General features: G+C 65.6%; 25 protein-coding genes, 1 other RNA gene and 1 pseudogene. 16 read left to right on the top strand and 11 right to left on the bottom strand.

Annotation, left to right across the window (positions count from 1 at the left end):
* Positions 1-288: 288 nt before the first annotated feature.
* Positions 289-1,002, top strand: a complete 714-nt coding sequence (locus IE122_RS15835) for an EthD domain-containing protein (protein ID WP_189622225.1) — start codon at positions 289-291, stop codon at positions 1,000-1,002.
* 9 nt (positions 1,003-1,011) lie between these two features.
* Here IE122_RS15835 and IE122_RS15830 read toward each other — a convergent pair whose 3' ends face one another.
* From IE122_RS15830 to IE122_RS15820, 3 genes are all read right to left on the bottom strand, one after another.
* Complete coding sequence (locus IE122_RS15830; protein ID WP_189622224.1) at positions 1,012-1,887, bottom strand: carotenoid biosynthesis protein; 876 nt, start codon at positions 1,885-1,887, stop codon at positions 1,012-1,014.
* A gap of 2 nt (positions 1,888-1,889) precedes the next feature.
* Positions 1,890-2,870 carry a DUF7064 domain-containing protein gene (locus tag IE122_RS15825; RefSeq protein WP_189622223.1) on the bottom strand — a complete coding sequence of 327 codons (981 nt, stop codon included), beginning with the start codon at positions 2,868-2,870 and terminating at the stop codon, positions 1,890-1,892.
* A gap of 134 nt (positions 2,871-3,004) precedes the next feature.
* Positions 3,005-3,325, bottom strand: a complete 321-nt coding sequence (locus tag IE122_RS15820) for a chorismate mutase (protein WP_229814267.1) — start codon at positions 3,323-3,325, stop codon at positions 3,005-3,007.
* 131 nt (positions 3,326-3,456) lie between these two features.
* Here IE122_RS15820 and IE122_RS15815 point away from each other — a divergent pair, with 131 nt between their 5' ends.
* Positions 3,457-4,473 (top strand): polyprenyl synthetase family protein, encoded by a 1,017-nt coding sequence (locus tag IE122_RS15815; RefSeq protein WP_189622221.1) that lies wholly within the window; start codon positions 3,457-3,459, stop codon positions 4,471-4,473.
* Between the two features lie 7 nt (positions 4,474-4,480).
* Here IE122_RS15815 and IE122_RS15810 read toward each other — a convergent pair whose 3' ends face one another.
* On the bottom strand, positions 4,481-5,746 hold the full coding sequence (locus IE122_RS15810) for a glycosyltransferase family 4 protein (protein ID WP_189622220.1): 1,266 nt from the start codon (positions 5,744-5,746) through the stop codon (positions 4,481-4,483).
* Between the two features lie 5 nt (positions 5,747-5,751).
* Positions 5,752-6,732, bottom strand: coding sequence for an MlaA family lipoprotein (locus tag IE122_RS15805; RefSeq protein ID WP_189622219.1), 981 nt, complete (start codon positions 6,730-6,732; stop codon positions 5,752-5,754).
* A gap of 272 nt (positions 6,733-7,004) precedes the next feature.
* Here IE122_RS15805 and IE122_RS15800 point away from each other — a divergent pair, with 272 nt between their 5' ends.
* A complete protein-coding gene (locus IE122_RS15800) occupies positions 7,005-7,802 on the top strand; it encodes a hypothetical protein (protein ID WP_189622218.1) in 798 nt (265 codons plus the stop codon).
* Here IE122_RS15800 and IE122_RS15795 read toward each other — a convergent pair whose 3' ends face one another.
* The gene (locus IE122_RS15795; RefSeq protein WP_229814265.1) at positions 7,803-9,755 is read right to left on the bottom strand and encodes a putative bifunctional diguanylate cyclase/phosphodiesterase; all 1,953 of its coding nucleotides are present in this window, start codon (positions 9,753-9,755) and stop codon (positions 7,803-7,805) included.
* A 129-nt stretch (positions 9,756-9,884) separates the two neighbouring features.
* On the opposite strand from IE122_RS15795, the gene hrpB reads away from it, so the two are divergent.
* The 13 genes from hrpB (at position 9,885) to IE122_RS15730 (ending at position 23,665) form a co-directional block, all read left to right on the top strand.
* Positions 9,885-12,341, top strand: coding sequence for an ATP-dependent helicase HrpB (gene hrpB / locus IE122_RS15790; protein WP_189622216.1), 2,457 nt, complete (start codon positions 9,885-9,887; stop codon positions 12,339-12,341).
* 45 nt (positions 12,342-12,386) lie between these two features.
* Entirely contained in the window at positions 12,387-12,665 is a 279-nt protein-coding gene (locus tag IE122_RS15785; protein WP_189622215.1) for an ETC complex I subunit, read from the top strand.
* Between the two features lie 47 nt (positions 12,666-12,712).
* An RNA gene (ffs, locus tag IE122_RS15780) (signal recognition particle sRNA small type) lies at positions 12,713-12,807 on the top strand.
* 122 nt (positions 12,808-12,929) lie between these two features.
* Positions 12,930-14,855, top strand: coding sequence for a DNA polymerase III subunit gamma/tau (locus tag IE122_RS15775; RefSeq protein WP_189622214.1), 1,926 nt, complete (start codon positions 12,930-12,932; stop codon positions 14,853-14,855).
* Between the two features lie 2 nt (positions 14,856-14,857).
* On the top strand, positions 14,858-15,193 hold the full coding sequence (locus tag IE122_RS15770; protein ID WP_189622228.1) for a YbaB/EbfC family nucleoid-associated protein: 336 nt from the start codon (positions 14,858-14,860) through the stop codon (positions 15,191-15,193).
* 172 nt (positions 15,194-15,365) lie between these two features.
* The gene (gene lon / locus IE122_RS15765; RefSeq protein WP_189622213.1) at positions 15,366-17,765 is read left to right on the top strand and encodes an endopeptidase La; all 2,400 of its coding nucleotides are present in this window, start codon (positions 15,366-15,368) and stop codon (positions 17,763-17,765) included.
* 288 nt (positions 17,766-18,053) lie between these two features.
* A complete protein-coding gene (locus tag IE122_RS15760) occupies positions 18,054-19,085 on the top strand; it encodes an aspartate-semialdehyde dehydrogenase (RefSeq protein ID WP_189622212.1) in 1,032 nt (343 codons plus the stop codon).
* A gap of 5 nt (positions 19,086-19,090) precedes the next feature.
* Entirely contained in the window at positions 19,091-19,789 is a 699-nt protein-coding gene (locus tag IE122_RS15755) for a hypothetical protein (protein ID WP_189622211.1), read from the top strand.
* Between the two features lie 70 nt (positions 19,790-19,859).
* Positions 19,860-20,099: a FitA-like ribbon-helix-helix domain-containing protein gene (locus IE122_RS15750; protein WP_189622210.1), complete on the top strand. Its 240-nt coding sequence runs from the start codon at positions 19,860-19,862 to the stop codon at positions 20,097-20,099.
* A complete protein-coding gene (locus IE122_RS15745) occupies positions 20,099-20,500 on the top strand; it encodes a type II toxin-antitoxin system VapC family toxin (RefSeq protein WP_189622209.1) in 402 nt (133 codons plus the stop codon). The genes IE122_RS15750 and IE122_RS15745 overlap by 1 nt, the downstream gene beginning before the upstream one ends.
* Before the next feature lie 22 nt (positions 20,501-20,522).
* A complete protein-coding gene (locus tag IE122_RS15740) occupies positions 20,523-20,972 on the top strand; it encodes a GFA family protein (protein WP_189622208.1) in 450 nt (149 codons plus the stop codon).
* A complete protein-coding gene (locus tag IE122_RS15735) occupies positions 20,969-21,730 on the top strand; it encodes an alpha/beta fold hydrolase (RefSeq protein WP_189622207.1) in 762 nt (253 codons plus the stop codon). The genes IE122_RS15740 and IE122_RS15735 overlap by 4 nt, the downstream gene beginning before the upstream one ends.
* Positions 21,731-21,808: 78 nt before the next feature.
* On the top strand, positions 21,809-23,665 hold the full coding sequence (locus IE122_RS15730) for a M2 family metallopeptidase (RefSeq protein ID WP_189622206.1): 1,857 nt from the start codon (positions 21,809-21,811) through the stop codon (positions 23,663-23,665).
* A 114-nt stretch (positions 23,666-23,779) separates the two neighbouring features.
* Here the strand turns inward: IE122_RS15730 and IE122_RS18570 are convergent.
* From IE122_RS18570 to IE122_RS15710, 5 genes and pseudogenes are all read right to left on the bottom strand, one after another.
* Positions 23,780-23,920 (bottom strand): annotated as a pseudogene (locus IE122_RS18570) (transposase); the annotation flags it as partial.
* Between the two features lie 594 nt (positions 23,921-24,514).
* Positions 24,515-24,955: an SRPBCC domain-containing protein gene (locus tag IE122_RS15725; protein WP_189622205.1), complete on the bottom strand. Its 441-nt coding sequence runs from the start codon at positions 24,953-24,955 to the stop codon at positions 24,515-24,517.
* A gap of 15 nt (positions 24,956-24,970) precedes the next feature.
* Positions 24,971-25,624 carry a glutathione S-transferase family protein gene (locus IE122_RS15720; protein WP_189622204.1) on the bottom strand — a complete coding sequence of 218 codons (654 nt, stop codon included), beginning with the start codon at positions 25,622-25,624 and terminating at the stop codon, positions 24,971-24,973.
* Entirely contained in the window at positions 25,621-26,121 is a 501-nt protein-coding gene (locus tag IE122_RS15715) for a VOC family protein (protein ID WP_189622203.1), read from the bottom strand. The genes IE122_RS15720 and IE122_RS15715 overlap by 4 nt, the downstream gene beginning before the upstream one ends.
* The gene (locus tag IE122_RS15710) at positions 26,118-26,747 is read right to left on the bottom strand and encodes a glutathione S-transferase family protein (RefSeq protein ID WP_189622202.1); all 630 of its coding nucleotides are present in this window, start codon (positions 26,745-26,747) and stop codon (positions 26,118-26,120) included. The genes IE122_RS15715 and IE122_RS15710 overlap by 4 nt, the downstream gene beginning before the upstream one ends.
* Positions 26,748-26,770 lie beyond the last annotated feature (23 nt).

Genomic DNA, 26,770 nt, shown 5'->3' with positions numbered 1-26,770 from the left:
CCAGCCGAAACTTTCAACCCGTTGCACTTCGGATGTGAATCCACACCCGGGTCAAGCCCGGGGTGACGTAGCGAGACGAACTTCGGTTCCACCACACTAGGGATCTTGCAAAGGCCCGCTTGAAACGAACGGCGGGGGGGCTGGGGTACTGCCGGGTAGCGTTTATCCCGCCAGATGCCGTTGCGCCGGAATTGTGGGATAAACCGACAAAACGCCGGAAAAAGTTGCAAGTGCGGGCAGGATCGCGTTCAACCCCTGAGGTCAAGAACATTACGGGAGATGCCGGGCATGGCGCTGTTCCATTCCACTTATCTGCAGAAGCGGCAGCCGGGCGTTTCCCGGCGCGATTTTCAGCGGTTGTGGCGTTCCCATGGCGATTTTGCGGCGTCGGTTCCGGCGTTCTGGAATAACGTCGAGCGCTATATTCACAATGACCCGGTGGAGAACCTCGTCGGCTTGCCGGGGGTGACCGATGCGTTCGATGCGGTGGGCGAACTCTATTACACCAGCTTCGAGACCTGGGTCGGCATGCGCGACGTGATGTTGCACGAGGTGGCACCGGACGAAAAGCGGGTGTTCGCCGGCGCGCCCACCTCGGTGCGCGGGATGCGCACCACGTTCCAGCCGGTGAGTGGCCTGTTCAAGCTGTTCACGCTGGCCAGTTTTCGCGACGAGGAGCGCCGTACAGATGGGGTGGCGCTGCTGGCGGAGCATGCCCGCTACACGCTGGAACTGGAGCAGTTCGGCGCCGCCTTGCGCGGGTTCACCATTACCACCGCGCGCGAGGCTTCGGCCGGGTCGGGCATGCAAGGCTTCGCGCATACCTCGTCCAGCCGCGATGTGATGCTGGTCCATCACTTTGCCGACGAAACCTCTGCCCGCGCGGCTCTGACCAGTGCCGATCACGCCCGGCTGGAAGTGGCGCAGGATGACCTGTTCGACTGGCACTCGCGCATTCTGGTGATGACGCGCGGCTGGGTGCTCAAGGGCGACAATGGGTGACGCGCGGGGTCACGCCCGCGTCGTCGCATCCCGCCGCACTGTCACCGCCAGCGTAGCGGTCACGGCGGCGGCGAGCATGGTATAAATGCTCATGATTACGGCCGCCTCGATGATGTCGCCGCTGCGCCATGCCCAGCCGCCGGTGTCGGTCACCGTGCGCGAGGCGGGGCTGGCGAGCAGCAGCAGCGGGTACTGCAGCCCCATGGCCGTCCACAGCGCGGATGCCTGGTACCAGTAGGACAGCGGCGCGGTGGTCCCGGCATCCTCGCCCTGGGCCTTGTCGAGATAGAGCGTCCAGACCTGGATGATGGTCCAGGTGCACAGGAACCAGCCGAGATAATTGCTGAGCGGCACCCCGTAATAGGCACCGCTGTGCGCGTAGACCCAACTGCGCGCGATCGTCGCGCCGATGGGGTCGGAACACAGGTCCCAGCCGGTGGCTATGAACGCGCCGATCACCGGCAGTCCGAACACCCGCAGGGCAGAGCGGGTGCGCGGTCCGGTGCCCAGGATCATCGTGCCCAGCGTCCAGGCCAGATAGCACAAGCTGTAGAAGATCGGCCCGACGATGATCGGCACTTGCAGCAGCCACGGCCCGGAAGCGGCGGTGTGGTGGTAGAATCCGAACGGGAAGCCGGTCGAAATGCTCAGGTTCTCGTAGATGTTGGCGATCACCGTTCCCGAGACCAGCAGCACCAGCGAGCGCCGCGCGCCAAGGCGGCGGATACTGTGCGCGATGGCGAACAGGAACAGCATCGCGATTGCCATGAACGACGCGGTTCGCGCCATCGGCGCGGCCGGAGCCAGGATCGAGATGGCGGTGAAGGCGATCCACAGCGCAAGCGCCGCGATCGTCGTGGCCTGGACGGCCTTGCCCCCGCTCACCATCAGGCTCCCTTGAGGAAGCGGGCCGCGCCCTGGCCGAACCGGGTGCGATAGGCCATCGCGGTGTTTTCCATCGCCATGCCGTGGCCGACCGCGCCGCCCATGGTCCAGCGCATCAGGGTGATGCCGACATCGACGCTGGGATAGACCGGCCAGGGGCCGCCGGCCGTGGCTGCGCCATAGAGCGTGAACTTTTCGCCGTTGGCATCCTCGCCGTGCCATTCGCCGGCGATCGGCAGGAAGTTCAGCCGGTCGAGCACCAGCGTGGCCGACACCAGTCCGGTCACCTTGCCCTGGCGGCAGATATAGCCATGGGCAAGGTCAAGCCGGTCGCTGTGCACCGGATCGGCGGGGAAGAAGCCGTGGACGGCGGTGTCGGTCTCCGGAAAATAGGCTCCCAGCCACATCATTCCGGGCAGCTCCACCTCGGTGCGCGGGCCCCAGCTATGGTCCATCACCTGGACGCAATCGACCGGGATTTCCCTGCCCCGGCAACGGATCGTGCCGGTCACGCGGGCGTGCATGTCCCAGTGGCCACGATAGGCTTCGCCCAGCACGAAGCCGCCGTCCATCTGGCGGCGCGTCACCGGGTCCATGTCCGGATCGGCGATGTCATACGGTTCCATGATCCCGCGCACATCGAGGCCGATGACGGTATCGTCGGTGCCGACATAATCGACGCGATAGTCGCGCGGGCTGTGCGCGGTGACGGTGAGGCCGCTGGGCAGGGCGTAATGGCGCAGGCTCGGGCCGGCGGGCTGGTGGTGATGGTTCGCGACATAGAGCGCATCGTGCGAGCGATCGACCAGCCCCTGCCACAGGCGCACCTCGGTCATCACGACGCTAAGGTTGGGACGAAACAGCGCCTGGATATGCCCGAAGACGCGTTCTTCGGCGTTGAAGAACGCGAAATAGTTGGTTTCCGCCCAGTCATGGGCGGCAGGGTCGGTCGGGTGGAAATCCACATCCGCATCGGTGATCATCTGGGTTGCCTCTCCCCTGCGGCTCTGATGGCCGAATTTCCCGACCCATCGTCGGGTCAGGGGGAGGTAGAACGCAGATTTGCGACGTTGTAAAGAAACTACGTATCTTGTGTACGCAGCTCGCTGAGGTAGCGTCAGCCGGCGTTCTTCGCCTGCTCGTGATGGCGGATCACTTCATCGATGATGAAGCGCAGGAACTTTTCGCCGAAATCGGGGTCGAGGTGGGCGTCCTCGGCCAGCTTGCGCAGCCGGGCGATCTGGCGCTCCTCGCGGCCGGGATCGGACGCCGGCAGGTCCTTTTGCGCCTTGTAGGCACCCACCGCCTGGGTGATGCGGAACCGTTCGGCCAGCATGTGGATCAGCGCCGCGTCGATGTTGTCGATGCTCGACCGGAAGCCGGCCAGGACCGGATCTGCGGAAGGTGCGGGGGTTTGGGTGGTGGCGGTCTGGGTCATCGTCCGCCGCGCTAGCATGACCTTGCGCCGGGTTCTAGGCCGAACCGCAGGTCGCGAGTTTCGCCGGTTTCGCCGTCAAGGCGGGCATTCGCGCTTGCGTTGGGGCGCGCCAGCGCGCAAGGGCCGTGGCGATGAGTGCAGACGTCATTAACCTGCGCGCCCGCAGGTCCCAGCCTTCCCTCGCTCCGATGCTGGCGCTGACCGCTGCCGGCATGAACAGCGTCAACGCCGTCATCCTTGACAGGATGCAGAGCGAAATTCCGTTGATTCCGGCGCTGGCCGGGCATCTGATTTCGGGCGGGGGCAAACGCATGCGGCCGATGCTGACGGTGGCGGCTGCCGAACTGTGCGGCTATCTCGGCACCCGTCATCACAAGCTGGCTGCGGCGGTGGAGTTCATCCACACCGCCACGCTGCTGCACGATGACGTGGTGGACGGCTCCGACCTCAGGCGCGGCAAGGCGGCGGCCAACATCGTCTTCGGCAATCCCGCCACGGTGCTGGTCGGCGATTTCCTGTTCAGCCGCTCGTTCGAACTGATGGTGGAAGACGGCAGCCTCAAGGTGCTCAAGATCCTCTCGTCCGCGAGCCGGATCATCGCCGAGGGTGAGGTCGACCAGTTGGTCGCCAGCCGCAAGATCGAGACGAGTGAGGACCATTACCTCCACATCATCTCGGCCAAGACCGCCGCGCTGTTCGCCGCCGCCACGCGTATCGCCGCCGTGGTTGCCGAACTGGGCGAGGCGCAGGAGCAGGCGCTCGATGCCTTCGGCCGCAACCTCGGCATCGCCTTCCAGCTCACCGATGACGCCATCGACTACGATTCGGACGCGCAGGAATCGGGCAAGGACAAGGGTGACGATTTCCGCGAGGGCAAGATGACCCTGCCGGTGATCCTTGCCTATGCGCGCGGCACGCCGGACGAGCGGCGGTTCTGGGAAGAAGCCATCGCCGGTTTCCGCACCGAGGACGAGGACCTGGCCACGGCAGTCGAGCTGATCAACCGCCACGGCTGTGTCGAGGCGACGCGCGAGCGGGCGCGGGTCTATGGCCAGCGGGCGATTGCCGCGCTGGCGGGCTTCCCTGCAGGCGAGGCGCGCAATGCGATGTGCGAGGCGGTCGAATTCGCGATCGCCCGGCGTTACTGACGACGCATCAGCGCGCCATCAGCGTCGCACTTAGGGCGGCTTCGTAAGCTGCGACCATCCCGGCGTTGGCCCGGTCCCAGGTGAATTCGCGGCCCCGGTCGATCGCTGCGGCGGCATGGTTGGCGCGCAGGACAGGGTCATCGAGATAACGGGCGAGCGCGGCGGCATAGCCGGCGATGTCGCCGGTGGGCACCAGTGCGCCGGTCTGCCCGTCGATCACGATATCGCTGTTGCCGGTGGCGTCGGCGGCGACGACCGGGATGCCGCAGGCCATCGCTTCGAGCGAGACGTTGCCGAACGCTTCGGTATCCGACGGGTTCAGCAGCATGTCGGCGCTGGCGAGTGCGCGGCCGAGATCGGCACCGCCCTGATAGCCGGTGAACACCGCCAGATCGCCCAGCCGTTCGGCAAACAGTCCACGCGCGGGCCCATCGCCGATGACGAGAACGCGGAAATTCCGGCCGCCGGCGCGCAGCCGTTCGACCGTATCGGCGAACTGGCCCAGACCCTTTTCCAGCACGAGACGGCCGAGGAACGCGATCACCGGCACATCGTCGGCCAGACCCAGGGCGCGACGCCATGCCATGTCGCGGCGCTCGGGGGTGAAGACGCTGTGATCGGTGCCGCGCGTCCAGATGCCGACATGGCGCGCCATGCCCATCGCCTCCATCGTCCGCGCCGCCGATGCGCAAGGCGCGACCACACCGTCGCAGGCGCGATAGAAGCGTGAAAGGGCGGCGATCAGCGGGCGTTCGAAGATCTGCAGGCCATAATAGCGCGGGTACGTTTCGAACCGGGTGTGCATGGCGGCCACGGCGGGCAGGCCCATTCGGCGGGCCAGGCGCAGCGCGCTGCGGCCGTGGAACAGCGGCAGCGAGATATGGAACACGCTGGGCCGGAAGGCGGCGATATCGTCGCGAGTGGCGCGGGGGAGGCGCCGGGCGATGCGGTATTCCTTGCGGCCGAACGGCAGTGGCGAAGACGGCACGCTGACCAGATCGCCGGTCGGCGCGAAGGCGGGGGTATCGATCGTGGGCGAATAGATGCGCACTGCCGCTCCCCGCTCCAGCAGGTAGCCGACCAGCATGTTCTGCGCGCGGTTGGCTCCATCGCGCACGCAGTTGTAGTTGCCGCTGATGAAGGCGATGCGCAGGTGCGAAAGATCGTCCGGATCGGCATGTGCGCTATCGCTGACAGCGCTGAGCGCGGGTTGCGCCAGTGCCTTATCCGGCAGCCGATCCGTATGCGCATCGCGGCGCAGGCGTGTGGCCATCGATGTCAGTCCGCTGCCGGAGCGACTGCGCAGGCCGGTGCGCCGGGAGTTGTAACGGCAGGTGCGGCCTTCACTTCGAGATAGGGCACGTCGGCGTTCGCCCGCTTGCCCTTCAGCACGTCGATCTCGGCCTGGCGGCGGCGCAGGTAATAGCTGCGCATCGCCGCATAAGGATCGCTGCTGGCGCGGATTGCCCTGATCGCCGGGTCCATCTGCACCCGCTCGTCCAGCGAACTGACGATGCCCTTGCCCAGCGCGAACTTGGGATCGTTGAACGGCTTGCCGAACATGAACGGCACCACCGACAGATCGAGCGGGCGGGCGATCACGTCGCGCAGCGTTGTCGCGCCGATCAGCGGCAGGAACAGGTACGGGCCGGGGCCGACGCCGTAATAGCCCAGGGTATCGGCCAGGCCGTTGGAGCGGCGGGGGAGGTTGAACGGCTTGCGCTTGGCGATGTCGAACAGCCCGCCAAGCCCCAGCGTGGAATTGATGGCGAAGCGGGCCGCCGTTTCCAGCGCCTTGCCCGGCTTGAGCTGGAGCATGAAGTTGAGGAACACGATCGGCTCGTCGAGATTGTCGACCGCATTGTGCAGGCCATCGCGGATGGGTTCGGGCACGAAGCTCATATAGCCGTGGGCCACGGGCTCGATCACCGCCTGGTCAACTGCCGTCACCACCTTGTAGCTGGCGACATTGACCGCTTCGACCGGATCGGCGGCGGACGGGGCGCGGTGCGAAACGATGATCTCGTTGCCGGGCTTGGCCGGCGGGGCTGCGGCGGCCGGGGTTGCCGGTGCGGCGGCCTCAGCGAGGGCGGCGGGCGCAGGAGCAGGCCCGGCGACAGGCGCAGCAGTCGACGGGGCCGCTGGTGCCGGGGGAACATCGGCCGCCACCGGTGCCGCGATCGGCGGGCAGGGGGGCACCGTCTGGACTTGCGGGGCGGAGACAGCCAGCAGCGGCAAAGCCAGTAACGAAACGCTCAAGAAAGCAAACCTTCCATTGGAACACCGGCGCGCTGCGGGGGCAGCGTGATCCACCTGTGGTCGGCGCGACATCGTGGCGCATCATCGCCAAGACGTTGCCGGACCAGCCAGTCCACACCCCGCCTTAGCCATGCCGGCGGGGTTTGTCATGCCCCGGAGCGCACCGTCTGCCGCAACGCGGTACGGAGCGCCAACGTATGCCGTATTATTGTGTCGCACCGTCTGACAGGCCGATTGTGCCCCGGCGGCGGCCCCTATAAAGGCGGGCCGACATGGACTCCCCCGAAGACCGGACAGAAGAGGGTTTGCCGGAGCGGCAGCAGGGCGGCGGCTATCGCCCCGGCTCGCCCACTTCGCGCGCGGTGTCGGTGCTGTTGTCGGCGCTTATCATGGTCCTGGCGGGCCTGCTGGCGTTTTTCGTCCAGCAAAACCTTTCGCCGCCTCAGCCGGAAAGCCGGCCGTTGGCGACGTTCGATGTCGCTGCCGGCAATCGCGATGCGGCGAAGCAGCAATCGTCCAGCGCGAACCGCCAGCGCCAGCCCACCCCCGATCGCACGCAAAAGCCGCAGCGCGAGGTGGCGCGTGCTCCGGTGCCGTCACCCGAACCCAAGCAGACGCAGGAACCCGCGTTCACGTTCCTCAAGATGTCCTCGCGCGATTTCGCGGCGGCCGATATCGGCGCGATGAAGCCCAGCGCCGGCGGCGGCGCGGTGGCGGGCGGCAATGCCAAGGGCACTTATGGCCCCGGCGAAGGACCGGGTGGGGCGATCCTGTACAATGCCGACTGGTTCCGTCGCCCGACCGACGCCCAACTGGGGGGCTATCTGCCGCCCAGCTCGCCGCAGTATGGCTGGGGCATGATCGCCTGCCAGACGATCGAACACTACAAGGTAGAGAACTGCCAGATACTGGATGAATCGCCGCGCGGATCGGGCTTTGCCCGCGCGGTGCTCAACGCCGCCTGGCAGTTCCAGGTGATCCCGCCCCGGGTCAACGGCAAGCAGCAGATCGGCAGTTGGGTGCGCATCCGCATCGAATACGGCAGCAAGGGTGCGGCCGGGGACGGCTGATCAGGCGGCCGTCCAGACGGAGGGTTCGGAGCCCAGATCAAGGTCCAGCACGGCGGCCAGCGGCATCGGCCGGGCGATGAAATAGCCCTGCGCCAGCGTGAACCCGGCCAGTCTTGCGCCGAAGAGCTGGCTTTCGGTTTCGATCCCCTCGATCACGCAATCAAGCGACAATGAACGGACCAGGTTGCGGATGGCGGTAATCAGCCGCCGCCCGGCCGCGTCATCCAGTCGCTGGGCAAAGCTGCGGTCGATCTTGACCATGTCGAGCGGCAACTGGTGGAGCGAGGACAGGCTGGAATAGCCGGTGCCGAAATCGTCCAGCGCGATCCGCACGCCGGTCGCGCGGAGGCGACCCAGCGCCGCGCAGGCCAGATCGATCTCGGCAATCAGCGAGCTTTCGGTGATTTCGAACAGCAGCCGGCGCGGATCGAGCCCCGATGCGGTGATGCGCTGGAGCAGCGCGGAGATGGTTTCCTCGTCGCCCAGATCGGTGCCCGAAAGGTTGAACGTAGCGCGCAGCGGCGCGGGCAGGGCGGCCAGCGCCACCAGCGCCTTGTCGAACAACGCCAGCGTCACCTCGCGCGAGCGGCCGATGCGTTCGGCGGTGGCGATCAGCGCCTCTGGAGACACGACGCCCAGCCTTGGCGAATTCCACCGCGCCAGGCACTCCATCCCCACCGTTTCCAGCGTCTGGATGGAAACGATCGGCTGGTAGGCGAGCGTCAGCTCGGTCTCGATATCGGCTGCCTGCAGCGCCGCGTCGAGCGCCTGTTCGCTGCGGATCAGCCCTTCCAGCTCGCTCGAAAACCGCACGCACTGGCCGCGCTTGTGATTCTTGGCGTGGTAAAGCGCGAAATCGGCGCGGTCGAACAGCAGGTTGGCGGTGGTGCCGGTGTCCGGGTGAACCGAAAGCCCGGCCGAACAGCCGACCGACACCGTGACATCGCCCAGCCGGGCCGGCTGGCGGATGACGTCGCACAGAGCCTGGGCCACGGCTTCGGCCTCCTGCGGGCCGCCCAGCACGATCAGGCCGAACTCATCGCCGCCCAGCCGCGCGACGACGGCGTTTTCGGGGCAGCAATCGAGCATGCGCTGGCCGATGGTCCTGAGCAACTGGTCGCCGCAGGCGTGGCCATGCGTATCGTTGATCGGCTTGAACCGGTCGAGGTCGATGAGGCCGACGCAGAACTGTTCAGCGCGCGGCGATTTCTGCAACAGCCCTTCGAGCATCGCAAAGAAGAAACGGCGGTTGGGCAGGCTGGTCAGCGCGTCGGTCTGGGCAAGGCGGGCGTTCTCCTCGCCCAGCGCCTGCGCCTGGCGGCGTTCGCCCATCAGTTCGCGTTGCGTCACTTCGAGATTGACGAAGCCGGCGTAGGAATTGCGCAGGATTTTGACCATCATCATCGCCACCAGCGCGATGTTCACCGCGATGGCGATCATCACTTCGCTGCCCGAGATGATGCAGTGGACCATGTAGGCACCGATGACGGTGACGCAAGCAGTGATGGCAGCCGTCGGCAGGTAGGACAGGCAGAAGATGCAGCCGAGCAGCGTCACCGCGATGAAGATCGCGACGTGGCCGTGCTCGTAAGCGTCGCCGTAGCGATCGAGAAGCATCGCCCAGCTCACGAACGAAACCGACAGCAGGAAGGCCAAGCCGATGGTGCGGCGCAAGCGGGTGCGGGCGATCTCGACGGTCAGCGCTTCGGGCGCGACAGGGCGCAGCCAGGCGACGATGCGCGCCGCGCACAGGATCGCGAGGACCAGCGGCACCCCGAGCGTCAGGCCGACGGGAGCAAGATCGCGATGGGTATAGGCCAGAATCGCCGCGTTGATGCATAGCAGGCCGTAAAGCGGGGGAACATGATCGCGCAGCCGCAAATACTGCGCGATCGGCAGCGGATGCTGGCCGATGGGCAGGCGATTGATCGCGTTGATTTCCCCGTCGTTCAATTCATTCGTCTCCGGGGGCTGTAATAGCGGCCAAATCTTGATGAAGAGTGGACGCGGTCGCCAAGTCATGAAGCGGGTCGCTACGGTGGCGGCTTTTCCGCCGGGCCGGGAAAGACTATGGGGCCATCGATGTCGCAACTTCCCATCCACGCGGTGCTGCCGCCGCTGCTGCGTGCGCTGGACCGGCAGGGGGCGGCGGTGCTGATCGCGCCGCCGGGGGCCGGCAAGACGACGGCGGTGGCCCCCGCGCTGCTTGGCAGCGACTGGTGTTCCGGGATGGTCATCGTGCTGTCCCCCCGCCGCGTGGCCGCGCGCGCTGCGGCCGAGCGGATGGCGGCCACGCTGGGCGAGGAGCCGGGCGACACCATCGGCTATGTCACCCGGCTCGATGCCCGCCGCTCGGCCCGCACGCGGGTGCTGGTGATGACCGAGGCAATCTTCGTCGCCACCATCCTCGCTGATCCGGAACTGGCCGGGGTGTCGGCGGTGCTGTTCGACGAGGCGCACGAGCGGCATCTCGACAGCGATCTGGGACTGGCGCTGGCGATCGAAACGCGCGCCGTCCTGCGCGACGATCTGCGGCTGCTGGTGATGTCGGCGACGATCGACGGCACGCGGTTCGCGCGGCTGCTGGGGGCCGATACCCCGGTGATCGAGAGCGAGGGCAAGGCCTGGCCATTGGCGATCCGCTGGCTGGGTGCCGGCACCGAACAGCGGATCGAACCGGCGATGAGCCGTGCCATCCAGACCGCCTGGCGCGAGCAGACCGGCGATGTGCTGGCGTTCCTGCCCGGCGTGCGCGAGATCGAGCGCACGGCCGAACTGCTGGCCGATGCCTTGCCGGGCGCGCTGGTCCTGCCGCTGCACGGCCAGTGCGAGCCGACGGCGCAGCGCGCCGCGATCCGTCGCGATCCCGAGGGACGCCGCCGGGTGGTCCTCGCCACCGCCATTGCCGAGACATCACTGACATTGGATGGCGTGAGCGTGGTGGTCGATTGCGGGCTGTCGCGCCGGGTGGAATTCGACAAGGCGGCCGGCGTCACCCGGCTGGTCACGCACCGCGCCAGTCAGGCCGCAGCGGCCCAGCGCGCCGGGCGGGCGGCGCGGCAGGGGCCGGGCACGGCCTATCGCCTGTGGGAAGAGGCCGCGCACCCCGGCCGCCCGGCGTTTGACGCCCCGGAAATCGAAACCAGCGATCTGGCCCCGCTGGCGCTTTCGCTCGCCCTGTGGGGCACGGCAGACCCGCAGGCGATGGCCTGGCTCGATGTGCCGCCCGCCGCGGCGATGGCGGCGGCGCGTAGCGGCCTTGCCGCGCTGGGGGCGCTGGATGACGGCGGCCGCATCACCGCGTTCGGCCGGCAGGTGGCCAGCCTGCCGATGGACCCGGCGCAGGCGGCGATGATCCTGCGCGCGACCGCGCTGGGCGAAGGGACGACGGCGGCGCGGCTGGCGCTGCTGTTGCAGGAGCGCGGACTGGGCGGCCGGGGCGACGATCTGGGCCAGCGGCTGGCGCGCTGGAACGCCGATCGTTCGGCCCGCGCCCAGGCAGCGCGCAAGCTGGCAGACGGCTGGGCGCGGCGGGCGGCGAAGCTCACCGGCGCGCCGTCCGCACCGTCACCGGGGGTGCCGGAGGGAGTGCTGCTCGCGCTGGGGCGACCGGACATGATCGCCCGCCGTCGCGATCCCGGCGGTGAAAACTGGCTGAGCGCCGGGGGCCGGGGCTACCTGCTCGATCCGGCCTCGCCGCTGGCCGCGCGGGAATGGCTGGTGATCGGCGATGCGCAAGGGGCGGCACGCGGCGCGCGCATTCTTTCCGGCCTGCCGCTGGAAAGCGAGGACGTCGAGCGCTGGCTGGGCGATCGCATGGATCGCCGGTCCGTACTGCGCTGGAATGATGAGGACGGGCGCGTGGAAGCGCGGCTGGAGCGGCGGCTGGGGGCGATCACGCTGGCCAGCGGGCCAGATCCCGCGCCTGACCGCGACGCGATCCGCGCCTTCCTGCTGGGGCGCGTGCGTGAAAAGGGTCTGGAAATCGTGCCGTTCGGCAAGGGCGCGCACGCTCTACTGCGCCGGGCGCGCTATGCCGGGATCGACGCGCTGGGTGAGGCAGCGCTGCTGGGCGATCTGGAGGATTGGCTCGGGCCGCTGGTCGAACGGCGGCTGGACGCCATCGATCCGGGGCGGCTGACCGAAGCCTTGCGCAACCGCATCGGCTGGGACGAGGGGCAGCGGATGGATCGGCTGGCCCCGGCAGAGTTCCGCAGCCCGGCCGGAACCAGCCACCCGATCGATTACGAGGATGAGGGCGGCCCCTCCGTCGAACTGCGGGTGCAGGCACTGTTCGGGCTGGATACGCACCCCGGTTTCGGGCAGCCCGCCCAGCCGCTGCTGCTCAAGCTGACATCGCCGGCCGGGCGACCGATCCAGTCGACCCGCGATCTGCCGGGGTTCTGGCGCGGTTCGTGGCGCGATGTGGCGAAGGACATGAAGGGCCGCTACCCGCGCCATCGCTGGCCGGACGAGCCATGGAAGGAAGCGCCGAGCCTCAAGACGCGCAACGCCTTCGAGGCGACGCGGGCCAAGTGATTCCCGCTTGCTTTTGGGCGTGATTCGGGGGCAAAGCGCTGGCTCATGAGTGCACGCATCTATCAGCGCCCGAAGAACGCCATGCAGTCCGGTAAGGCGCTGCTCGGTCAGTGGATCCTTGAATTCGCGCCGGCCGAGGCGAAGCGGCCCGATCCGCTGATGGGCTGGGCCGGTTCCGGCGACACCCAGCAGCAGGTGGTGCTCAAGTTCCCGACCGTTGATGAAGCGAAGGCCTATGCCGATCGCTACGGCATCGAGACCGAAGTGCACGGCACTCCGCCGCGCCGCCTCAAGCTTCAGGCTTACGCCGACAACTTCCGGTAAATTCTCAACGGGCTTGCTTTGGGCCCGAAGTGCCGCCATATGCGCCGCCGGGAGTCGGTCGGACGTTTGCGTCCGCCAACCTGGTCAGGTCCGGAAGGAAGCAGCCACAACGGGTTGCGGCGGGTCGGCCGGCTCCTTTTTACCCCTCCACAAAAGCGTCCTCGCCCGGTTTTGCCAAGCCGATCAGCCAAGCACGCGGCAAGTCGGGCCTGTGGAGCCTTTTTCCCTGACAAGCCGGCAACCAGCCCCTAAATTGCCGCCCAGATGAGCGATTCCCCAGACATGTTCGGCGATACCCCACCCTGGAACGAGGATGAGGACAAGCCGGAAGACAAGGCCAGCGCCGCCGAGCTTGAGGCTGCCGGCCAGGCCTCGATGTTCGGCGAGCCCGCTCCGGCGGAAGTTCGCCCTGCGGCGGCGGAGATGGAAGCGGCGGGGCAGGGCAGCATGTTCGGTACGGCCGAGCCAGCGCCCCCTGCGAAAGTCGTCGAAGAACGCGCGCCGGTCGATCTGACTCCGCCCGCATCCGCACGGCCTGCCGCTGCCCCCGCAGCGCAGCCCTATCGCGTGCTGGCCCGCAAGTATCGCCCGCAGACTTTCGCCGAGCTGATCGGCCAGGAAGCGATGGTCACCACGCTGGCCAACGCGATCCGGCGCGAGCGGCTGGCCCATGCCTTCCTGATGACCGGGGTGCGCGGGGTCGGCAAGACCAGCACCGCGCGGCTGATCGCCAAGGCGCTCAACTGCATCGGTGCCGATGGCAAGGGCGGGCCGACGATCGATCCTTGCGGACACTGCGAGCCTTGCGTCGCCATCGCCGAGGGCCGGCACATCGACGTGATCGAGATGGACGCCGCCAGCCACACCGGCGTCGACGACGTGCGCGAGATCATCGAGGCGGTGCGCTATGCCGCCGTTTCGGCGCGCTACAAGATCTACATCATCGACGAAGTGCACATGCTTTCGCGCAATGCCTTCAATGCCTTGCTCAAGACTCTTGAGGAACCGCCGGCGCATGTGAAGTTCCTCTTCGCGACGACCGAGGTGGACAAGCTGCCGGTCACCGTCCTGTCGCGCTGCCAGCGGTTCGATCTGCGGCGCATCCCCGCGCCGATGCTGGCCGAACATTTCGCCCGGGTCTGCACCGCCGAGGGCGTGGCCGCCGATGCCGAGGCGCTGGCGATGGTGGCCGCCGCCGCCGAAGGGTCGGTGCGCGATGGTCTGTCGATCCTGGATCAGGCGATTGCCCACGCCGATCTTGACGCCGGCCACGACGGCGCGCGGGTCAGCGCCGAGACGGTGCGCGACATGCTCGGCCTGTCGGACAAAGGCGCGCAGCGCCGGCTGCTCGATGCCGTGCTGGCGGGAGAGGGGGCGGTGCTGCTGGAACTCGTCGCGCAGCAGTTCGCGCTGGGGGTGGAGCCGGTGGCGATCATGCGCGGGCAGATGGAACTGGCCCACCGCATCGCCGTGGCGCAAGTGGCCGGCGAACTGCCTGATGCCGCATCCTCTGAGGAGCGGGCGGCGATCGAAGGATGGGCCAAGGCGATGTCCGCCGGGCAGGTCCACCGCCTGTGGCAGCTTCTGCTGAAGGGTTTCGAAGAGGTGAAGTCCGCGCCCGATCCGCTGGTGGCGGCACAGATGGCGCTGCTGCGGATCATGCACGCCAGCGACATGCCCGATCCCGGCGCGCTGGTGAAGAAGCTGCAAGATCTTGCCGCGAGCGCCGCCTTGGCCGGGCCCGCGCCGGGTGGCGGGGCGGGCGGGCAGCCCGTGGCGATGGCCCGCCGGCTCGATTGGGAACAGCTCGTTGTCGATGTCGAGCACTCCGGCCACCCTTCGGCGATGACCATCGGCACCACCATGCGGATGCAGGTGCGGGTGGTGGAACTGGAACCGGGGCTGCTGCGCTTCGCCCAGCCGCCGGCCTTTCGCGAAGACATATCGCCGCTGCTGCGCGACGGGCTCAACCACGCTACCGGTGAGCGCTGGCAGGTCGAACGGGTCGCCGCCGAAGGTGCGCCGACGCTGGTGGAGCGCGACGATGCGCGCAAGGCCGCCGAAGTCGACGCAGTGCGAGCCGCGCCGCTGGTCAAGGCTGCGCTGGAGGCCTTTCCCGAGGCCGAACTGATCGAGGATGAGCGTGCCGCCGCTGTCGGCGGGGGCGCTCGCCGCAACTGGAGACAATGAAGATGAAGTCGATGGAAGAGATGATCCAGGCCGCCCAGCAGGCTGCCGAGACCATTCAGAAGCAGATGAACGAGACCCAGGGCAAGCTCGACAAGCTGGAAGTCGAAGGGCTGTCCGGCGGCGGGCTGGTCAAGATCCGCTGTTCGGCCAAGGGCCGGGTGATCGGCGTTTCGATCGACGACAGCCTGATGCAGATTTCCGAAAAGCAGATGCTCGAAGACCTCGTCGCCGCGGCGTACAACGATGCGCGGGTCAAGGCGGATTCGGTCGCCGGTGAGGAGATGGCCAAGGCGCAGCAGGGCTTGGGCCTGCCACCCGGCTTCAAGATGCCGTTCTGATCGGGCGATCCGGTGGCGGTCGATAAGGGCAAAAACGGAGTTGCCGTCCACCGCTTCCACAGGCTTTGATGCGTTATCCATTGCGCCCCAAAGCCGAGACCCCATATCACCCGGACTGTGGCGAGCCTGGTGACCATAACCGGGGCCCGCACGTCTTGGACTGGAATTGCCTGTGAATCAGCTACCGCTTCTTCCCTTGCGCGACATCGTCGTGTTCCCCGGCATGGTCGTCCCGCTGTTTGTCGGGCGGGAAAAATCGGTGGCGGCGCTGGAAGCGGCGATGGCGGGGGAGAAGGACATTTTCCTGCTCGCCCAGCTCGATCCGGGCTGCGACGATCCCGATCGCGACGACCTTTATGATACCGGCGTGATCGCCAGCGTCCTGCAACTGCTCAAGCTGCCCGATGGCACCGTGCGCGTGCTGGTCGAAGGGCAGGAGCGTGCGCGGCTGACCGCGCTGCGCGGCGACAAGGGCCCCGAGGGCGAGATGCTGGTCGCCACGATCGAGCGGATCGCGCCGGTAGAGGCGAGCGGCAACGAAGTGGCCGCGATGATGCGCTCGGTGGTCGATCAGTTCAACGAATACGCCAAGCTCAACAAGAAGCTGAGCCAGGACGCCGGCGAGCAGTTGTCCGATATCGAGGAGGCGGCCAAGCTGGCCGATACGGTGGCGGCGCAGCTTTCCGCCAAGGTGTCAGACAAGCAGGCGGTGCTCTCCGAAGCCGATCCGATGCGGCGGCTGGAGATGGTCTATTCGTTCATGGAAGGCGAACTCGGCGTGCTCCAGGTGGAGCGCAAGATCCGTGGCCGCGTGAAGCGCCAGATGGAGAAGACCCAGCGCGAATATTACCTCAACGAACAGCTCAAGGCGATCCAGTCGGAACTGGGTGGCGGCGACGGTGAGGAAGCGAACGAAATTCAGGAACTGGCGGAGCGGATCGAAAAGACCCGTCTGTCCGTGGAAGCGCGCGAAAAGGCGACTGCAGAGCTGAAAAAGCTCAAGTCGATGCAGCCGATGAGCGCCGAGGCGACGGTCATCCGCAATTATCTCGACGTGCTGCTGGGCCTGCCGTGGGGCAAGCGCTCCAAGCTCAAGCGCGACATTTCGGAAGCGCAGAAAATCCTCGATTCCGATCATTACGCGCTCGACAAGGTCAAGGACCGGATCATCGAATATCTGGCGGTCCAGGCGCGCACCAACAAGCTGAAGGGGCCGATCCTGTGTCTCGTCGGCCCACCGGGCGTGGGCAAGACATCGCTGGGCAAGTCGATCGCCAAGGCGACGGGGCGCGAATTCGTTCGCCAGTCGCTGGGCGGTGTGCGCGACGAGGCCGAGATCCGGGGCCATCGGCGCACCTATATCGGCTCGCTGCCGGGCAAGATCGTGACCAACCTGCGCAAGGCGGGCAAGTCAAACCCGCTGTTTCTGCTCGATGAGATCGACAAGCTAGGCCAGGATTTCCGCGGCGATCCGGCCTCGGCCCTGCTCGAAGTGCTGGACCCGGAACAGAACGCCAAGTTCCAGGACCACTATCTCGAACTCGATATCGATCTTTCGGACGTGATGTTCGTGTGCACCGCGAACAGCCTCAACCTGCCGCAGCCGCTGCTTGATCGCATGGAGATCATCCGCCTCGAAGGTTATACCGAGGACGAAAAGGTCGAGATTGCCGAGAGGCATCTCATCGGCAAGCAGGTGAAGGCCCACGGCCTCAAGAAGGGCGAATTCACGCTCACCCAGGAGGCCTTGCGCGACCTGATCCGCTATTACACCCGCGAAGCCGGCGTGCGCACGCTGGAGCGCGAAGTGGCCAAGCTGGCGCGCAAGTCGCTGCGCCAGATCCTGGAAGGCAAGGCGACCGAGGTGGTCATCACCCCGGAAAACCTGGCTGATTTTGCCGGTGTCCGCCGTTTCCGCCACGGGATAGGCGAGGACGAGCATCAGGTGGGCGCGGTGACCGGGCTGGCGTGGACCGAGGTTGGCGGTGAACTGCTGACCATCGAAAGCGTCACCGTGCCGGGCAAGGGCCAGATCAAGGCTACCGGCAAGCTGGGCGAGGTGATGACCGAATCGATCCAGACCGCCTTCAGCTTCGTCAAGGCGCGCAGCCCTGCCTATGGCATCAAGCCGTCGATCTTCGGCAAGAAGGACATCCATATCCACCTGCCCGAAGGCGCGGTGCCCAAGGATGGGCCGTCGGCGGGCATCGGCATGGTCACCTCGATCGTCTCCACGCTCACCGGTATTCCCGTGCGCAAGGACGTGGCGATGACCGGCGAGGTGACCCTGCGCGGCCGGGTGCTGCCGATCGGTGGCCTCAAGGAAAAGCTGCTGGCGGCATTGCGCGGCGGCATCACCCTCGTGCTGATCCCCGAAGAGAACCGCAAGGACCTCGCAGAGATTCCCGAGAACGTGAAGCAGGGCCTTGAAATCGTTCCCGTGAGTCACGTCGACGAAGTACTGTCGCTGGCGCTGACCGAGCCGGTCAAAGCGATCGAGTGGTCCGAGGCTGATGATCTGGCGGCGGCTCCGGCCCCGCCGGCACCGGGGACGGGTGCCACCGCGCACTGACGGGGCGGGGGCCCGGCCTTCAGTCGTCATTGCGAACCCGCGAAGCGGGTGAAGCAATCCAGGGCGGGGCAAGCCGCTCTGGATTGCCACGCGACCTTCGGTCGCTCGCAAAGACGAAGCGGAGGGGATAGGCCGCGCATGGGTCGCTTCGATATGCGTTCACTCTCCCGACGAAACCTGAGCGAAAGGTCAGGTTTCTTGGGCACTTGCCTATCGCTTCCCCGCCTTGTAACGCGCCGCGTCCGCACATGCGATGGGCCGTGCCGGACTTGCTAGAAGGATCTTGAAATGGGTTACCGGGTTGCCGTTGTCGGCGCGACCGGAAATGTCGGCCGCGAAATGCTCAACATCCTGGCTGAGCGCGAATTCCCCTGCGACGAAATCGCAGCGGTGGCTTCGCCGCGTTCGACCGGGACGGAGATCGAGTACGGCGAGTCCGGCAGGAAACTCAAGGTCAAGAACATCGAGCATTTCGATTTCACCGGCTGGGACATCGCCCTGTTCGCCGCCGGTTCGGGCCCGACCGCGATCTATGCGCCCAAGGCGGCATCGCAGGGCTGCGTGGTGATCGACAACTCTTCGCTCTATCGCATGGAACCCGACGTGCCGCTGATCGTGCCCGAGGTGAACCCCGAGGCGATCGACGGCTACACCGCGCGCAACATCATCGCCAACCCCAACTGCTCGACCGCGCAGATGGTCGTCGCGCTCAAGCCGCTGCACGATCGCGCGAAGATCAAGCGGGTGATCGTATCCACCTATCAGTCGGTGTCGGGCGCGGGCAAGGCGGGGATGGACGAGCTGTTCGAACAGACCCGCTCGATCTTCATGCCGGTCGGCGAGATGAACGAGCCGCAGAAGTTCACCAAGCAGATCGCCTTCAACGTCATCCCCCACATCGACGTGTTCCTGGACGATGGTTCGACCAAGGAAGAATGGAAGATGGTGGTCGAGACCAAGAAGATCCTCGATCCCAAGATCAAGGTGCAAGCGACCTGCGTGCGCGTGCCGGTGTTCGTCGGCCACTCCGAATCGCTCAACATCGAATTCGAGAAAGAGCTTTCGGCGACCGAAGCGCAGGATATCCTGCGCGAGGCACCGGGCGTGATGCTGGTCGATAAGCGCGAGAACGGCGGGTACATCACCCCGATCGAATGCGTCGGCGATGGCGCGACCTATGTCAGCCGCGTGCGCGAGGACCCGACGATCGACAACGGCCTGGCGCTGTGGTGCGTTTCGGACAACCTGCGCAAGGGCGCGGCGCTGAACGCGGTCCAGATCGCCGAACTGCTCGGCCGGCGTCATCTCAAGAAGGGGTGACGAACATGGAGATCAGTGCGTCGTCTACATCTGAAGATGTTGTCGCGCTGATCTCCACTGCTTACGCGTCCGGCGGACATCAACTTGGGTGGACGTACATTTTCGGGCCGTCGAAATCACGGTTGCAACCGAAATTGGTAACCATTGGGCTAAACCCCGGCGGAGGTAGAACGACCGACGGTGGCTGGGCAGAAGATGCTCACCTCAGCCAAGACGGTGCCGATCCGACCGTCAGGAATTCGTATTTCGACCAGCCCTGGGGTAAAGACGGAGCTTACACGCCACTACAGCGTCAGATACAGCTTTTGGTCACGCGAAATTACAGCCATGTCTTGCCCGAAGAAATTCTTTCATTTCAGTTCGTGCCATTCAGAAGTCCCTCTTGGACGGAAATGCCGAAATCGAGCGTTGCTGCTGCAATCGAACTCGGAAACTCTCTTCTCGGATGGACATTGGGTAAATTGGGCCACCCAGAAGCTGTAGTCTGTTTTGGGCTGAAAAATGTCCGCGAACTGATAGTCGAGTGGTTTGAAGCCGAACTGGTGGCAAATGTTCCGGTGGGCTGGGGAAATGTCTCGGCTCAGCTTTATCGATCTCCTAAGGCAGGCCGACTGATTTTTTTACCCCACCTGAGTCGGTTCGGGATTTTCGGACGCCCGGCTTTCGTGAATGAAAACCGACTGTTCAACGGCTCGTTGGCTTAGAGAATTCAGAAACTGCCAGTGGACCGGCAGACCCGTTGCGGCCATGATAGCATGGTGCTATCATGTGCCTATGGGCCAGTTGCTGATCCGCAACCTTGATGAAAGCGTTATTGCCGCGTGGAAGCGCCGGGCGGATGCTAACGGCCGCTCGTTGCAGGCTGAACTGCATGCGGAACTCACCCGGGCGGTGAGCGATCAGGCGCGGGCCAATGCGATCCGGGCGCTGGATGCCATCCGCGCCGGTGCCGATATGGGCAAGCTAGAGCGAAGCAGTCTCGACCTTCTGCGCGAGGACCGGGACAACAGCTGATGATCATCGACGCCAGCGTCGCGGTGAAGTGGGTCCTGCGCGAAGCCGACAGCCCCGCCGCGATCGATCTGCTGGCGCGCAGCGATCTGTGTGCGCCGGATTTCATCCTGATCGAGGTTGCCAATGTCCTGTGGAAGGCATGGCGGGCAGGGGCGCTCGACGAGCAGTCGGTCACCCAGGCGCTGGAGCAGATGCCTTGCCTTTTCGCCACTCTGCGCCCCGCCGAAAAGCTGGTGGCCACCGCGTTGCGGATCGCGACGGAGCTGGATCATCCCGTCTATGACTGCCTTTACGTTGCCGCAGCACTCGCGGACGGCGATCGGCTGATCACCGCCGATCGAAGATTCGTAGGCAAACTGGAACAGTCGCCCTACCATTCGCTGGCAACGCTCTTGATCTGAGTTGTATGTTGTCAGGACCGATATGACCCCCGTAGATCACACCGGCGGCTGCCAGTGCGGCCGTATCCGCTATACCGTGGCGCTCGATCATGACGAGGCGTACTTGTGCCATTGCCGCATGTGTCAGCGCGCGACCGGCGGGTTCGTCGCTACCTTCGTGCAAGTGCCGACGCGGGCGGTCGCGTGGGTGACGGAGCCGGACTGGTACGCCAGTTCGCCGATTGCCCGGCGACCGTTCTGTTCCGCCTGCGGCACGCCGCTGGGCTTCATGTTTATGCAGGATAGTGGAAATATGGATCTGACCCTCGGCAGCTTCGATCGGCCGGAGGCGTTCCGCCCCGTCGCGCATGCAGGGTGCGAGAGCATGCATGAGGCGTGGCTCGATACGCGCGATCTGCCGCGCCATTTCAGCGCCACCACGCAAAGCGTCGCCAGCCGTTGGCAGGCGGCCGGGCTGGAGGTGCCGGAATGACCGGGGTCGATTTGCAATTCGTTGACGGGTTTGGCGGTGCAAAGCTGGCGGTCCATCGGACGGGCCCGTCCTCGGGCCGGCCGCTGGTCCTGCTGCACGGGCTGTTCTCCAGCGCGGAGGTCAACTGGATCAAGTACGGCAACGCGACGGTCCTGGCCGAGCGGGGCTTTCAATTGTTCATGCCCGATCTGCGCGCCCATGGGGCGAGCGATGCACCGCACGATCCCGCGGCCTATCCCGCCGACGTGCTGGTCGAGGATCTGCGGCTCACGATCGCAGCACTGGGGCTTGCCGACTATGATCTGGGCGGCTTCTCGCTCGGTTCGCGCACCTCCGTGCGGGGGGTGCTGGCGGGCTTGCGGCCGCGCCGGCTGGTGCTGGGCGGGATGGGGCTTTCCGGGCTGGCCGGATGGGAACGGCGCAGCGCGCATTTTGTCGGGGCGATCGATCGCTTCGGGACGATAGAGCGCGGCGATCCGGCGTTCGTGGCGCAGGCGTTCATGAAGACGATGAAGGTGGATCGGGTTGCCGCCCGGCTGCTGCTCGGCTCGGTAGACGATACCCCGCCCGAGGCGCTGGCGGGCATCACGATGCCCACGCTGTGCGTATGCGGGGCGCAGGACCATGACAACGGCTCGGCTCCCGAACTGGCGGCTGCCCTGCCGGACGGGACTTATGCGGAAACGCCGGGCAACCACATGTCCTCCGTCACGTTCAAGGAGATGGGCCGGGCGATCGCCGACTTTCTTGAAAGCTGATTCACCTTACGGGTTGATCTGCGGAAGCGAGCGACTAGGGTTGCGGCCATAACAAGGTTCGCACGAGGATTTCGTTTCATGAGATATTCGCTGATCGCGCTGGCCGCCGGACTGGCGGCCGCATCCACCGCGCCCGCCTTGGCGCAGGACACCGCCGCTGCGGCTCCCGCCGCGCCCGCCGCCACAACCTATCCCGCCACCCCCGCCGGGGCCGCGCAATATGTTGCGGCGGTAGAGGCGGATTTCGCCAAATCGTCGATCGAGGTGAACCGGGCCAACTGGATCAACTACACCTACATCAACGAGGATACCGACGCGCTGTCCGCCAAGGCGAACGGTGATTTCACTGAAAAGCAGGTGAGCTATGCCACCCAGGCGGCGCGCTATGCCGGGGTGGCCGGGCTCGATCCCGACGTGGCCCGCAAGCTCGGCATCCTGCGCCAGAACATCGTCATGCCGGCCCCCAGCACACCCGGCGCAGCCGCAGAACTGAGTGATATCGGCACGCGCATGTCCTCTGCCTATGGCAAGGGCAAGGGCACGCTGGACGGCAAGCCGATCAACGGGTCCGACATCGAGGCAGAGATGGGCAACGTCAACCACACCCCGGGCGAATATGCCGAGATGTGGACGAGCTGGCACGACAATGTCGGCAAGCCGCTGAAGGCCGATTACGTCAAGCAGGTGGAGATCGCCAACAAGGGCGCGAAGGAGCTGGGCTATGCCGATGTCGGCGCGATGTGGCGTTCCGGCTACGACATGACGCCCGAGCAGTTCGCCGCCGAGACCGAACGGCTGTGGCAGGAAGTGAAGCCGCTCTATCTGGCGCTGCACACCTATGTCCGGCGCAAGCTGAACGAGAAGTATGGCGATGCGGTGCAGGCCAAGACCGGCCCGATCCGCGCCGATCTGCTCGGCAACATGTGGGCGCAGGAATGGGGCAACATCTACCCGCTCGTCGCGCCGGCGGGGGCGGGCGATGTGGGCTATGACATCGGCGATCTGCTGACCGCGCAGAACAAGACGCCGATCGACATGGTGAAGGCAGGCGAAGGGTTCTATTCCTCGCTCGGCTTCCAGCCGCTGCCCGATACGTTCTGGACCCGTTCGATGATCACCAAGCCGGCCGACCGCGAGGTGATCTGCCACGCATCGGCATGGGATATCGACAACATGGACGATATCCGCATCAAGATGTGCACCAAGGTAAATGCGGACGATTTCGTCACCATCCACCACGAACTGGGCCATAACTATTACCAGCGCGCCTACAAGAACCAGTCGTACCTGTACCAGAACGGGGCCAACGACGGTTTCCACGAGGCGATCGGTGATTTCATCGCGCTGTCGATCACGCCGCAGTACCTCGTCCAGATCGGCCTGCTCGACAAGGCCAAGGTCCCCAGCGCCGACAAGGACATCGGCCTGCTGCTGCGCCAGGCGATGGACAAGGTGGCGTTCCTGCCGTTCGGCCTGCTGATCGACCGCTATCGCTGGGGCATCTTCGACGGCTCGATCCAGCCCGCCGATTATAACAAGGCCTGGACCAAGATGCGGATGGACTATCAGGGCATCGTGCCGCCATCGGCCCGCCCGGACGATGCCTTCGATGCCGGCGCCAAGTACCATATCCCCGGCAACACGCCCTATACCCGCTACTTCCTGGCGCGCATCCTGCAGTTCCAGTTCTATCAGGCGGCGTGCAAGCAGGCCGGGTGGAAGGGGCCGCTGCATCGGTGCAGCTTCTACGGCGACAAGAAGGTGGGCGAAAACCTCAACAAGATGCTCGAGATGGGCCAGTCCAAGCCTTGGCCCGATGCGCTGAAAGTGTTCACCGGCAGCCCGAAGATCAGCGCCAAGCCGATGCTGGACTATTTCGCCCCGCTGCAGAAGTGGCTGGACGCGCAGAACAAGGGCCAGACGGCGGGTTGGTGACGTCAAAGGCTTCGATCGTCATTGCGAACCCGCGCAGCGGGTGAAGCAATCCAGGGCGGCGTAAACCGCCCTGGATTGCCGCGCGACCTGCGGTCGCTCGCAAAGACGAAGCGGAGGCGGGTCACTGATAGTGCGCTGGTGTCGAAGTAGCCAGAAAATGCCGTTCAGCAGGCTGCGATGAACAACGCGTGGCACACCCTGGGTTTGTCGGGCAGCAGCGATTCGATCACGCGCCCACTCGAAGTCGGTAAGATCATCTCATCTCATCCGGACCCTGAATCAGAACACGACGCCTTCGAAAAGCCGTCAGTGAACTAAAAGCTCTACGAGCATGATGCGCTGAGCTTGGGCCGGTATTGCCAAAGAGAGGCCGTCGCCAAGGAGTAGCCGCCTTTACCATCTGGCGTAAGAACGATCAGGAAATCACGATCATCGCGGATTTGAGCATGCGCTACGGCTGTGGCCGGAACCACTCTCCTGCGTTCGGTACCGCGAAGCACTCGTTTGATTTGGACCTGCAGCCGATATGCACTTTGCCAGCCGGGTAGCGGATCGTAGCCTTGGAGGGCCGTCTGACCGAGTGTTTTGATGCGTCCAACCACGGCCACATCATTGCATCCAAATTCGAAATTATGAGGAGGCTCCGCCGTCACACATCCAGTCAGGCAGCAGAGCAAAAGAAGTGATGCCTTCAAGCGCATTGTCAATGCATAGCATGCAGGCAGCCTTCATCCACTATCATTTAGGATTTATGAATTTACGGTCTACTCAAGGCTCGCGAACACCCCTTGTATCAACTACGCTCGACACCAACGCAACTTCAGCCGTGCTGGGTCCTGCCGCCGCCTATCACCCTTCGCACAGCGCGGCGAGTTGGTCGGCCACAGTGCTCCACCCCTGTTCGAAGCCCATGGCCTGATGTTGCTCCATCGCTTCGGCGGTCCAGTGGCGGGCACCGGCGGTATAGCGGGTGCCTTCGCCTTCGGGGGCGATTTCCCAGAAGCCGATCATGAACGGGCCGGAAGGCTGGAAATCGGCGGTGACGGCATCGGTCGCGACAATGCGGCGGCCTTCGTCCCAGGCGAGGTAGATGCCGTCCTGCGGCATTTCTTCGCCGTCAGGGCCCAGGATCGTCGATCGGGCGACCCCGCCGGGGCGGCGGTCCTGCTCGTCGAGGCGCACTTTCCACGGGGCCGGACACCACCATTCTTCCTGCCGGTTGGCGAGGACATCCCACACTTCTGCGGGCGGCGCGGCGATGTAGCGGGTGATCGACAGTTCGTGGGCCATGGCTGATTATCCTTCTCAATCGCGGTCGGGGGCACCCAGCGGGAAGTAGGCGCGAAACGGGCGGGCATCCTCGACGCAGCGCGAGACGGCGGGCAGGGCCAGCAGCCGGGCGCGCCAGTCCGCAAGGCGCGGGCGACCATCGCCGATCGGCAACACCCAGTCGGCATAGAACAGCGCCGGGGCGGCGGCGCATTCCACCAGCGTCACGCCGGACGCGGGGGGATGATCGGCCAGCCAGTGTTCCAGCCAGTCGTAAGCCTTCGTCAGCCGCGCCCGGGCCTCGGCGGTGCGGTCGGCATCGGGCGCCTCGGGATTGCGCAAGTGTTCGTTCACCACGTCCTGCATGTTGCCCATGACATAGTTGTCGAACACCCGGTCCATCTTCCGCGCCATCAGCGCAGCGTGCGGATCGGCGGGGATGAGGCCGGCATCGGGAACGACGTTGAGATGCAGGTATTCGATGATCGTGGTCGCCTCGAACACCGTGTTGTCATCGTGGCGCAGCACCGGAAACTTGCCCGCCGGCCCGGAAGCGGCGACGAATGCCGAGTTATCCGGCTGATCCGGGCCGATGGCGCGAAATTCGAACGGGGTTTCGCTGGCGTAGAGCGGGATAAGCGCCTTCCACGTGTAGGACGAGAAGGGGTGGCCGTAGAGGGCAAGCGTCACACCGGCGCTCCTGCCAGCGCGGCCTCGATGGCGGCGATATCGATGTTGCGCATCGTCATCATCGCTTCCATCGCCCGCTTGGCGGCGGCGCGATCGGGGTTGGCCATGGCATTGGTGAGCGCGCGGGGGGTGATCTGCCAGTTGACCCCCCACTTGTCCTTGCACCACCCGCACATGCTTTCCGCCCCGCCGTTGCCGACGATGGCGTTCCAGTAGCGATCGGTCTCTTCCTGGGTTTCGGTCGCCACCTGGAACGAAAACGCTTCGGTCTGGGGAAACTGCGGGCCACCGTTCAGGCCGATGCACTGGATGCCCATCACCGTGAATTCGACCACCAGCACATCGCCCGCCGAACCATCGGGATAGTCGGTCGGAGCGTGGTGCACGGCATCGACCGAAGTGTCAGGGAAGGTTTCGGCATAGAACCGCGCGGCATCCAGCGCGGTGCCGTTGTACCAGATGCACAGGCGCAGCTTGTCGATCGAAGGTCCGGTCATTTCTTCATCTCCGCGATCAGCCGGGCATCTATCGCCTTGGCCGATTTGTAACCGTTGCGCGCCTGGAGCCGTTCGGCATAGGCGGCGAACGAGGGTAACGGGGGCAGGGTGCCGAAGGTCAGGCCCCAGTCCACCTGACTGCCGACATAGACGTCGGCCATGGTGAAGCGTTCACCACAGACCCAGGTGTTTTCGGAAAAGTGGCCGTCCAGCGCATCGACACAGCGCTGGAAGCTGCCGTACCCCACCATCGCCTCGCGCTCGGTGGGGACGGAGAAGCCCATGGCCTTGTTCGTGATCGCCTGTTCCATCGGACCGGCGGCGAAGAACATCCAGCGGAAGTAATCCGCCATTTCGTCCTCGTAAGGCTGAAGATCTGCGTCGGGGTGCATCTCTGCGAGATAGGCGCAGATCGCCGCGCCTTCGGTGATGATGCGATCCACCCCGTCAGCCGCGTGGTGGATCAGCGTCGGTACCTTGGCCATCGGATTGGCATCGAGCAGCAGTTGCGGCTTGTTGCCCCAGTCCACCAGCACCTGCTGATAGTCGGCCCCCGCTTCATGCAGGGCCCAGCGGGCGATCTGGCCGCGCGACATCGGGTTGGTGAAGAAGGTATAGTCGCTCATGCATTGCTCCTGCGCTGCGTCGG

It is taken from the genome of Novosphingobium colocasiae, from assembly GCF_014652555.1.
GTDB lineage: Bacteria > Pseudomonadota > Alphaproteobacteria > Sphingomonadales > Sphingomonadaceae > Novosphingobium > Novosphingobium colocasiae.
The sequence above is the reverse complement of the archived record's forward strand: the minus strand, read 5'-3'. Positions and strand labels throughout refer to the sequence as shown.

What these genes read in the sequence shown, in the direction of transcription:
- IE122_RS15835 (WP_189622225.1), top strand. Translation starts at nt 289, where the DNA reads ATGGCGCTGTTCCATTCCACTTATCTGCAGAAGCGGCAGCCGGGCGTT.
- IE122_RS15825 (WP_189622223.1), bottom strand. Translation starts at nt 2,870, where the DNA reads ATGATCACCGATGCGGATGTGGATTTCCACCCGACCGACCCTGCCGCC.
- IE122_RS15820 (WP_229814267.1), bottom strand. Translation starts at nt 3,325, where the DNA reads ATGACCCAGACCGCCACCACCCAAACCCCCGCACCTTCCGCAGATCCG.
- IE122_RS15815 (WP_189622221.1), top strand. Translation starts at nt 3,457, where the DNA reads ATGAGTGCAGACGTCATTAACCTGCGCGCCCGCAGGTCCCAGCCTTCC.
- IE122_RS15810 (WP_189622220.1), bottom strand. Translation starts at nt 5,746, where the DNA reads ATGGCCACACGCCTGCGCCGCGATGCGCATACGGATCGGCTGCCGGAT.
- IE122_RS15800 (WP_189622218.1), top strand. Translation starts at nt 7,005, where the DNA reads ATGGACTCCCCCGAAGACCGGACAGAAGAGGGTTTGCCGGAGCGGCAG.
- hrpB (WP_189622216.1), top strand. Translation starts at nt 9,885, where the DNA reads ATGTCGCAACTTCCCATCCACGCGGTGCTGCCGCCGCTGCTGCGTGCG.
- IE122_RS15785 (WP_189622215.1), top strand. Translation starts at nt 12,387, where the DNA reads ATGAGTGCACGCATCTATCAGCGCCCGAAGAACGCCATGCAGTCCGGT.
- IE122_RS15775 (WP_189622214.1), top strand. Translation starts at nt 12,930, where the DNA reads ATGAGCGATTCCCCAGACATGTTCGGCGATACCCCACCCTGGAACGAG.
- IE122_RS15770 (WP_189622228.1), top strand. Translation starts at nt 14,858, where the DNA reads ATGAAGTCGATGGAAGAGATGATCCAGGCCGCCCAGCAGGCTGCCGAG.
- IE122_RS15760 (WP_189622212.1), top strand. Translation starts at nt 18,054, where the DNA reads ATGGGTTACCGGGTTGCCGTTGTCGGCGCGACCGGAAATGTCGGCCGC.
- IE122_RS15755 (WP_189622211.1), top strand. Translation starts at nt 19,091, where the DNA reads ATGGAGATCAGTGCGTCGTCTACATCTGAAGATGTTGTCGCGCTGATC.
- IE122_RS15750 (WP_189622210.1), top strand. Translation starts at nt 19,860, where the DNA reads ATGGGCCAGTTGCTGATCCGCAACCTTGATGAAAGCGTTATTGCCGCG.
- IE122_RS15745 (WP_189622209.1), top strand. Translation starts at nt 20,099, where the DNA reads ATGATCATCGACGCCAGCGTCGCGGTGAAGTGGGTCCTGCGCGAAGCC.
- IE122_RS15740 (WP_189622208.1), top strand. Translation starts at nt 20,523, where the DNA reads ATGACCCCCGTAGATCACACCGGCGGCTGCCAGTGCGGCCGTATCCGC.
- IE122_RS15735 (WP_189622207.1), top strand. Translation starts at nt 20,969, where the DNA reads ATGACCGGGGTCGATTTGCAATTCGTTGACGGGTTTGGCGGTGCAAAG.
- IE122_RS15730 (WP_189622206.1), top strand. Translation starts at nt 21,809, where the DNA reads ATGAGATATTCGCTGATCGCGCTGGCCGCCGGACTGGCGGCCGCATCC.
- IE122_RS15725 (WP_189622205.1), bottom strand. Translation starts at nt 24,955, where the DNA reads ATGGCCCACGAACTGTCGATCACCCGCTACATCGCCGCGCCGCCCGCA.
- IE122_RS15715 (WP_189622203.1), bottom strand. Translation starts at nt 26,121, where the DNA reads ATGACCGGACCTTCGATCGACAAGCTGCGCCTGTGCATCTGGTACAAC.
- IE122_RS15710 (WP_189622202.1), bottom strand. Translation starts at nt 26,747, where the DNA reads ATGAGCGACTATACCTTCTTCACCAACCCGATGTCGCGCGGCCAGATC.